The sequence below is a fragment of the Virgibacillus sp. DJP39 genome, from assembly GCF_049310925.1.
Taxonomy (GTDB): Bacteria; Bacillota; Bacilli; order Bacillales; family Amphibacillaceae; genus Virgibacillus_F.
In genome coordinates this window covers 1-8,187 of sequence record NZ_JBMERP010000115.1, presented here as the reverse complement: position 1 = coordinate 8,187, position 8,187 = coordinate 1, and the positions used below count along the sequence as shown (strand labels likewise).

Below are 8,187 nucleotides of genomic sequence, written 5' to 3'. Positions count from 1 at the left end.
CCCAATTGCATGAGCTGTTATCTGCCATCCATATTGATGAGCTTTTCCTAATTTTTGGTTTAGCTCTTCTTGAGTCAAATGTAAAATACCTGAATCATTTGGGTTACTCGTATAGACTTCTCTTGTTTTTGCTGTTGGACCACTACTGCTTCCATCGATAAATACTTTGGCAGGACCAATTCGGAAATTTTCATCACCTGTACCAGACACCATTCCTGCATCAAGGGCTTTATTCATGACACCCGGTGAATCATACAATGAACCAATCATCGTGTTAACTCGTAGTTTAACTTTTCCTTCCTGTACAGCTTGAGACAAATGTCTAAAGTGATGGTTGGTAAAGCCTCCTGCATCATGGACACTAGTAATACCTTTTTTAATATAATCTTCCGAAGCAATTTGTAACGCATCGAGCATTTGTGGTTCGGGGTGAAGTGCTTCAAAGAACATTTTCATATGAGCTGCTTCATATAAAACGCCATTAGGTATTCCGTTTTCTTTTCCAATTTTACCTCCATTCGGATCAGATGTTTTCTCACTTATTCCGGCTAATTCAAGTGCTTTACTATTTACCACAGATATATGGTTACATGTACGCGTTATAATAATCGGATGAGTTGTGGAAATCTCATCTAGATCCACTCGGCTTGGATGTCTTTCTTCTAGTAAACTTTTTTGATTGTAACCCCATCCCCGAATCCATTCACCCTCTGGCGTAGTTTCCGCGACATCCTTCATAGTTTTTTTAATTTCTTCTATACTATCTACTTCTTTACAATTAACACCCATTTTATTTGTTCCATAAAGCTCTAAATGAGCATGAGCATCAATGAACCCAGGTAATAAACTTCTACCCTCTAAGTCTATTATCACAGTCTCATTACCTTTATATTTCGATAGTGTATCCACAGAACTTCCAAGACCAACAATATATTTCCCACTAACAGCTAGTGATTCAACGATAGTAAAATTCTCATCCACAGTAATCACTTTTCCATTAATAAATATGATAGTAGCATCCATTTCTCACCCTCCCTTGATTAAGAGTAGATTGCTGTTCTTTGCTCCCCCCTTAAACAATTTCTTTAAACGATAATAAAAATAGTTTCGACTGTTCCTGTATCCTATAATTTTTCTGATTCTTCTTTATATTATAATATTATAAATTGTTCGTTTCATCTTACTATTTGTAAAAAAACTACTTACATCATTTAACGTTTTGTTAAACATGATGCGGAATTTATTTCTTTGAGTTCTTACTAAACCTATTTTCAAGTTGATAATAATTTTTTATAACACCATAAAAAGGCTATTAGAAAATTTCTCTAATAGCCTATCTGATAAGTCAGCTTCATCTTTTCAGTAAAACAATCTATTTATTAGACAAAAAGTCCAAAACAATTGAAGTGAATAGTTTTCCAATATGCAGGATAGCACGTTCATCTACATCAAATTTTGGATGGTGGTGCGGATAGGTTGCCTGGATCTCTTCATTTCTGCCACCGACGAAAAGAAATGCGCCTGGAATTTCTTTTAAATAGTAAGCAAAGTCTTCCATCCCCATTGACGGCTTCACTTTTATCACATTTTCCTCACCAACTAGTGTTTGAGCAAGGTATTCTGCTTTTTTAATCGGTCCTGGATGATTCCAAACTGCTGGATAACCTCTTGTATAATCTACCCTTGCTCTTGCCCCTGAACCTTCACATGTAGTTGCAGCAATCTTTTTGATAGATTCTTCTATTAAATCACGCGTATTTTCATCAAACGTTCGGACAGTACCCGTTATTTTCGCTTTATCAGCAATAATGTTGAAAGCTTGCCCTGAATTAAATGTTCCCACAGTAACTACTGCAGGATTTAAGGGGTCAACTTTTCGACTTACAATCTGCTGCAAGCTGCTAACCAATTGCACACCAACTGTAACAGCATCAACTGTTAAATGCGGTTGTGCTCCATGTCCACCTTTTCCTGATATTTCAATTTCAAAACTATCCCCTGCAGCCATAGTATTTCCTTCTACAATACCAACCGTACCCACGGATAGTGGTGTCCATACGTGTGCACCATAAATGATATCAACACTATCTAAGCAACCATCTTCAATCATTGATTTTGCTCCACCAGGAATCTGTTCTTCAGCAAACTGATGAATGAAAACGACGTTTCCATTAAGCTCGTCCTTTACCTCGCTTAGAATTTTTGCTACACCTAATAGAGATGCTGTATGAAGATCGTGGCCACAGGCGTGCATGACTCCTGGAACTTGCGACTTATATTCGACTTCTTTTTCATCCTGAATAGGTAAAGCGTCAAAATCAGCACGAAGCGCAATCGTTTTACCCGGCTTCCCACCTTTAAGATAACCTACTACACCACTTCCGCCTACATTCGATTTGACTTCTATACCCAAACCTTCCAAAAATGATTGAACTTTTTTCGGTGTATTTACTTCTTTAAAAGATAGTTCCGGATTCATGTGCAAATCTCTGCGAAACTCGATCAATTCAGGAAACAATTCATCTAGGCGTGTAAATAAGCGCGAATCTAACATAAAAATCCCTCCGTATATGTTTATTACTATCAGCATACACAGTAGACCACCAGAATGAAATAGACCTTTTGTCCATAATTTTATGATTTTTATTATATGAAGATATACATTATGTAAAATTAACTGTTTTTCAAGGGTTAGTTACTAGGTTAATTTTGCACAAAAAATTAACCTAGTAATTATGCTTGTCAGAACAATTACCCATTTCCTTCATTCTTAGCACTCTCAACCAAATTTTTTATATCCTCAATTTGGATCCCTTCTTTATAAAGCGTGTCCGAGTCTATATGAAGATCACCCGGCCAGGCAACAGTTCCTGCATCATGATCTACATAAACCTGCTTAAAAATCTCCGGGTCATCTAATATTTCAAGCGTTCCTGTTATAGATGGACGAATATCAACAAAAAGTTTCTCCTGATTGTCGAACTCACATAAAAGCCAACCTGCTAAAGCTGGTATTGGTTTTGCTTTAATTACTTTAGGCATTAAAAAAGCTCCTTCTTTAAATAATGGAATCTCTTTACAATCATTCCATGCTACATAGTATCATTTACGTATTTATTTAGCTATGAGAATATCCTATCCGACTTAACAAAAAAATAAGTGGATTTCATTAGATCCACTCATTTTTCATCGTTCCTATTAAAGTAGTGTTTCAACTTCACTTTCTTCTTTTAAAATTTCGATAGCGGAAGTAAGTTTAGCTTGTCTTTTCTGTTTCACTACCGTTTGTTTAATTTGTTGTTTCACTTCTTCTAAAGCTGGAGCTTTCTCACCTTGCTGACTTGCTAATTGTTCATAGTAAGTTTGGATTTCCTTGTCAGTTACTTCTACTTCAGGAACTTCCTGTTCGATATATTTATTTAACTTAATCTCAAAAGCAAGCTGATTTTTCAGTGATTCCTCTGTCATTTCGAGCTCTGTAAGCTGTTTCTGGTATTGCTCAGTGCTTTCAAACTGCGATTTAATCTGCTCTAGTTGTTCACTGATCTCTGAACTGGAAACCTCAATACCAATTTGTTCAGCTTCCTGAAGAATTAATTCTTTTTCAATTAATCTGTTTAACGTCTGTTTCTGCACCAATTCGGCATTGGTTGCATCCTGTCCACCTTGCTTAAACGTCATTAGAGTCTGGCTATACATATCATTATATTTACTGCCTTTAATTTCCTCGCCATTAACAGTAGCTACCACTTTATCCTTAGCCACTTTTTCTACCTCTGTGGTGTCAGAGGAGTTATCCTTTTCTGCATTTGATTGTGTATTGTTTTCTGCAGCATCTTCTTGTCCACTGCAAGCCGCTAGAAGAAGTGTTAAAACACCAGCCAATACAATTAATAAACTTTTTTGCTTCATAAAATATCCCCTCTTTCTTGTTAATTATGCTTTACAAATAAATTCCTCGATAAACACTTTTTTAAACATCAAATTTGAATCTTTTACGTATTAAATGTTTGTTTATCTCCACTAACTGGTGGGAATACATTAGAGAAAACCATAGTTAAAAGGATGTGTAAGAATTGGCAAAAACAATCTTAATTACCGGAGCAGCAACCGGTCTTGGAAAAGGAACAGCAATAGGATTAGCGAAGGAAGGCCACCGGGTAATTGCTCCGGTTGAAATACATGCACAGGTAACATCTTTACGCGAGGAAGCTGATGCTGCAGGTGTTGAACTAGAAGTATTCAAGATGGACATTAAAAAACCGGAAGACAGAGTACGCATGCTACGGTATGACTTTGATATTTTTGTAGCAAACGCTGCTATAAATGAAGGTGGACCACTTGGAGAAGTCCCGATGTCTATTTTCCGTGAAATTTTTGAAGTAAACGTTTTTAGTACGCTTGAAACTGCTCAAATTGCAGCAGATAAGCTAGTGAAAAAAAGAGATGGGAAAATTATTTTCATGTCATCAATGGCGGGCATTATGGCATCTCCATACAGTGGCCTTTATGCTGCATCCAAACATGCTGTTGAGGCAATTGCCAAAACGATGGAAAAAGAACTTAAGCAATTCGGCGTAAAAGTGGCCATGATTAACCCAGGTCCATTCGCGACAGGATTTAACGACCGTGCAGTTGAGGCAAAATGGAAATGGTACAACGATGGAATCCACTTTACACCGGCAGAAGATATAGAGGAAAAAGATAAAGGAGTCGATGGTCAATTTGACCCGCAAAACATGATTGACAAGATGGTTGAAGTCATTCCTAAAGACTCTCATAAATTCCGCACCGCTTATCCACAGGAAACAGAAAAGCAGATGAAAGAAGAAGAAGCGGAATACTGGGAGAAGGAAATATAAAAGGTCTACATTTCAAGGCAATGGTTGCTTGACTCCGCCATTGCCTTTATAATTGGTAAAATTTGTTAATAAGGTAACCGATAACAAATTCTACTCACTCTGTTTTATTTCTTACACGCATTGAAACAGCGTAACTCATTCCTAATACAACCCAAAAGAATGGGGCTACTGTTACTACACTTATATTGAAAAAGGTTTGTACTAGATAACCACATATTGCTGCTATTAAGCCATATGCAACTATTTCCTGATCCCCTTCAAAGTGCTTTGCGGCTACCAAACCACTTTTTAGAACGGTAACCATTAGAGCTATGTATACAAGTAATGCAGGGATACCCATGGTGATCGCAGTTTCAAGGTATTCATTATGTGAGTTGTCAAATTTTTTTGAGCTGACATACTCTCCCTCTTCATTTATCCTGGATGGAAATTCAATAGAAAAAGTACTTGGACCAGATCCAATTAAAAAGTGCTCTTTTACAAAGGGTATGGATGTTTTCCAAATCCGCCATCGTCCTGCTCCAGCATCACCATTTTCCCCTTCGTTTAAAATAACAGATTCTGCATCATTACCAATGCTAATTACTCTACTTGTAAAAAAATTGTTTTCCGTCAAATCCACAATAAATAGCAAGAAAAATAAGCTGAGAACTAAAAAAGTCCATTTCCTCCATATGTCCCTTCTCTTCCATACAAGTAAAACAGTCAGGATGATCATCCCACTAAACTCGCCAATCCAGGCACCACGCGTTGCTGTAAATAAAATTGCCAAAAAAAGAGTGGAAACAATAACCCAGTAAATAAAACTCTCACCCAGTTTTTTCGCTGAAAGAAATAGGGTCATTGCAAGAATCATCAGGATTACAAGATACGTCCCAAAGTAGTTTGGATTATCAAATGTTGACCAACTTCTTACAAAGCTACTTTCCACTTGCTCACCTGTCATAACTGCAAGATAATAATGCTGTAAAATGCCATACACCCCAACAAAGAAAGAGGCGAAAACTACCATTCTGATGATGTTGAACTGCTTATTGATCGGGACTAAGTTATATGTAAAAAGAAAAAGAGATATATAGCTAAACCAGGCAAGTAACCCTTGAAACTTGTATTCTCCCCCGAAAGAAGAAACTAGCGGATCTGTTGAAAACAGAGTAGAAAGACAAATGATGAACAAAAACAGTGCCGCCAACCTTTCTCCCCTGGTTTGAATAATCCCGGGAAATCTTTTTTCTTTTACTGACTGAAAGATAAGAAAATACCACATTACAAATGTAAAAAGACTTAAATAAAGTAATTTGATAAAAGAAGCATAATAAATATTAAATAATGGAAAAACCATAAATGGATATGCCGTAACGAAAATCGTCATCAGTATAAAATATTTTTGTTTAACTGGTAGTTGCATGACTTTGGCAAATCTCCTTTTTTTTTAAGAAAAATCTTGCTTAATAGAATAATCTCATAGAGAACCGACTCACCCATATATAACTACTAATCATAACCCCTTGTTTGCTAAATTATATCTTAGTTCGATATAAAGAACAACATATTCAGAGAAAAATGATACAATTCCTAGCATCACAAAATCACAAAAGGCTAACCAGGATGGTGGCTCTGGTTAACCTCTTTTTTGTGTTTAGATTGCTGTGTATAAGTATAACCGGCTATGTTTATTTGACTGCTTTCTCCTGCTTGATAATTCCGGGTAGCTGACTGGTAAGTTCTTTCATGATTTCCTGCAGGGACGCCCCTGCATTAGCCTTCGTGTAAACACTGCACATTAATGTTTTCAGTTGTTCCTCTTCATTACTCTTTATAGTACGCATATGATCCTCCATCAAATTGATTAGGACTCCCCTTACTTAAAGAACTCCTAACGGAAATATAGTAATAATTAATATTTCAGTTTTTATAGGTTAATAGATTATATATTTAGACAACTATAGTAGTATTCTACAATGCATTATTTGTATGTATTCAAAAACTTCTTTCCATCTGCTGGTACATTGATATTCCAAAGTCAAAGAAACAAGGGGCAGTCACCAGAAGTTATTATGAATAGTTTCTGGTAACAGGGACTCCTCTAAATTCTTACTATGTGACTGAACACTGATTTATTATTGTCCACTGACAGGGATAATTTCTAAATCCTCGCCTACCTGAGCATAACTCTTTAAAATCTGCATCATCACTTGAAGACTCATATTCGTGTTAACATTCTTGTTCATTAAATCCAGCATATCAACTGCTGCATCAATGGATCGAATAGTCGTAAGCTTTTCCATCAATGCATTTACAACCTGGATCTGGCGTTGCAGTTGATTGCCCGCCTCACGTGGAACTTGTACTGCGGGATTAATGTAGCTCATCGTTTGTGCCCCATTAAGATGCATTTCTCCCGCCACATCAAGCTGCTTAGAACCAGCCCGTTCACCATCATTCTCTATGGTTATGCCACCAACAGCATCTACGGTATCAGCGAGTATCCCCGCCTTCACTTGAATATAATAATCCAGGTTCATATTTAGTCTGTCTTCAAAAGTTTCAATAGACCCTGCCTTATCATGGGTTAAACCCGTGTACTCGGGAATATAATCCAATTCAATCTTTTCCCCTTTTGAATCAATCTTTAAAACTGCTGCTAACTCATCTGTAAGCTCGCTGCTTTGTTGTTGATCCTCAACTACTAATAAAATTCGGAGTGGTTTCTCATCAAGTGACTGTCTAAGGTCATCTTTACTGTTAAAAGGAACCAGCTCATCCATTTTATTTTTTACTGTGCCTGCTATATTGTTATAAACCGAATCTTGCTTGTAATCTTCTGCAACTCTGGGTACAGATGAAGCCATTGAAATACCGACAGTGAATAGAGCAAACAGACAAACAGTTACAACTATTTTTAATAAAAAACCGCTTTTTTTCATTATATCCTCCAATACGTACATAAATGGTGTTATGCAGTATTGCCATATCCGCTTTTATTAATCAAATCCAGTTACACTCCACTGAACTATTTCAAAACATTTATCTGGACAGAAAAAAATAGCGCTTCAAGGCGCTATTTTTAAAAGTCATCTATTAGAAAGGGGAGTGTTGTAAACTATTAGCTTTGAGAATTTGATCCATTAACTAATTCTTCTTTTGCCTCTTTAACTTTTTTTCCTGCATGTTTTAAATCCTGTTTTGTCTCTTTAGCTGTTGCTACAGCTTCTTTAGAATCCTGTTTTGCTTCGTTAACTGTTTCTTTTGCTATTTTGGAATCCTGCTTTAAATTATCCACATCATCCTTGATTCCTTCGTTTGTTTTGTCATAAAGCTTTTG

At 36.5% G+C, this 8,187-nt stretch carries 9 protein-coding genes; 1 reads left to right on the top strand and 8 read right to left on the bottom strand.

The annotated features are described in order from the left end of the window. From ACOI1D_RS20185 to ACOI1D_RS20170, 4 genes are all read right to left on the bottom strand, one after another. Nucleotides 1-1,023: amidohydrolase (locus ACOI1D_RS20185; RefSeq protein ID WP_422503840.1), on the bottom strand; the 1,023-nt coding region annotated here is incomplete at its 3' end. A 349-nt stretch (nucleotides 1,024-1,372) separates the two neighbouring features. Continuing rightward, on the bottom strand, nucleotides 1,373-2,554 hold the full coding sequence (locus ACOI1D_RS20180; RefSeq protein ID WP_422503838.1) for a M20 metallopeptidase family protein: 1,182 nt from the start codon (nucleotides 2,552-2,554) through the stop codon (nucleotides 1,373-1,375). 197 nt (nucleotides 2,555-2,751) lie between these two features. After that, entirely contained in the window at nucleotides 2,752-3,042 is a 291-nt protein-coding gene (locus tag ACOI1D_RS20175) for a DUF2442 domain-containing protein (RefSeq protein ID WP_422503836.1), read from the bottom strand. A gap of 156 nt (nucleotides 3,043-3,198) precedes the next feature. Continuing rightward, on the bottom strand, nucleotides 3,199-3,912 hold the full coding sequence (locus tag ACOI1D_RS20170; protein ID WP_422503834.1) for a SurA N-terminal domain-containing protein: 714 nt from the start codon (nucleotides 3,910-3,912) through the stop codon (nucleotides 3,199-3,201). Nucleotides 3,913-4,076: 164 nt separating this feature from the next. Here ACOI1D_RS20170 and ACOI1D_RS20165 point away from each other — a divergent pair, with 164 nt between their 5' ends. Beyond that, on the top strand, nucleotides 4,077-4,862 hold the full coding sequence (locus ACOI1D_RS20165; protein ID WP_422503832.1) for an SDR family oxidoreductase: 786 nt from the start codon (nucleotides 4,077-4,079) through the stop codon (nucleotides 4,860-4,862). 94 nt (nucleotides 4,863-4,956) lie between these two features. Here ACOI1D_RS20165 and ACOI1D_RS20160 read toward each other — a convergent pair whose 3' ends face one another. The 4 genes from ACOI1D_RS20160 to ACOI1D_RS20145 form a co-directional block, all read right to left on the bottom strand. Next, a complete protein-coding gene (locus tag ACOI1D_RS20160; protein WP_422503830.1) occupies nucleotides 4,957-6,270 on the bottom strand; it encodes an O-antigen ligase family protein in 1,314 nt (437 codons plus the stop codon). 265 nt (nucleotides 6,271-6,535) lie between these two features. Continuing rightward, on the bottom strand, nucleotides 6,536-6,691 hold the full coding sequence (locus ACOI1D_RS20155; protein WP_422503828.1) for a hypothetical protein: 156 nt from the start codon (nucleotides 6,689-6,691) through the stop codon (nucleotides 6,536-6,538). 291 nt (nucleotides 6,692-6,982) lie between these two features. Continuing rightward, complete coding sequence (locus tag ACOI1D_RS20150) at nucleotides 6,983-7,789, bottom strand: LCP family protein (protein ID WP_422503827.1); 807 nt, start codon at nucleotides 7,787-7,789, stop codon at nucleotides 6,983-6,985. Nucleotides 7,790-7,968: 179 nt separating this feature from the next. After that, on the bottom strand, nucleotides 7,969-8,187 hold a 219-nt coding region (locus ACOI1D_RS20145), incomplete at its 5' end, for an alanine-zipper protein (RefSeq protein WP_422503825.1).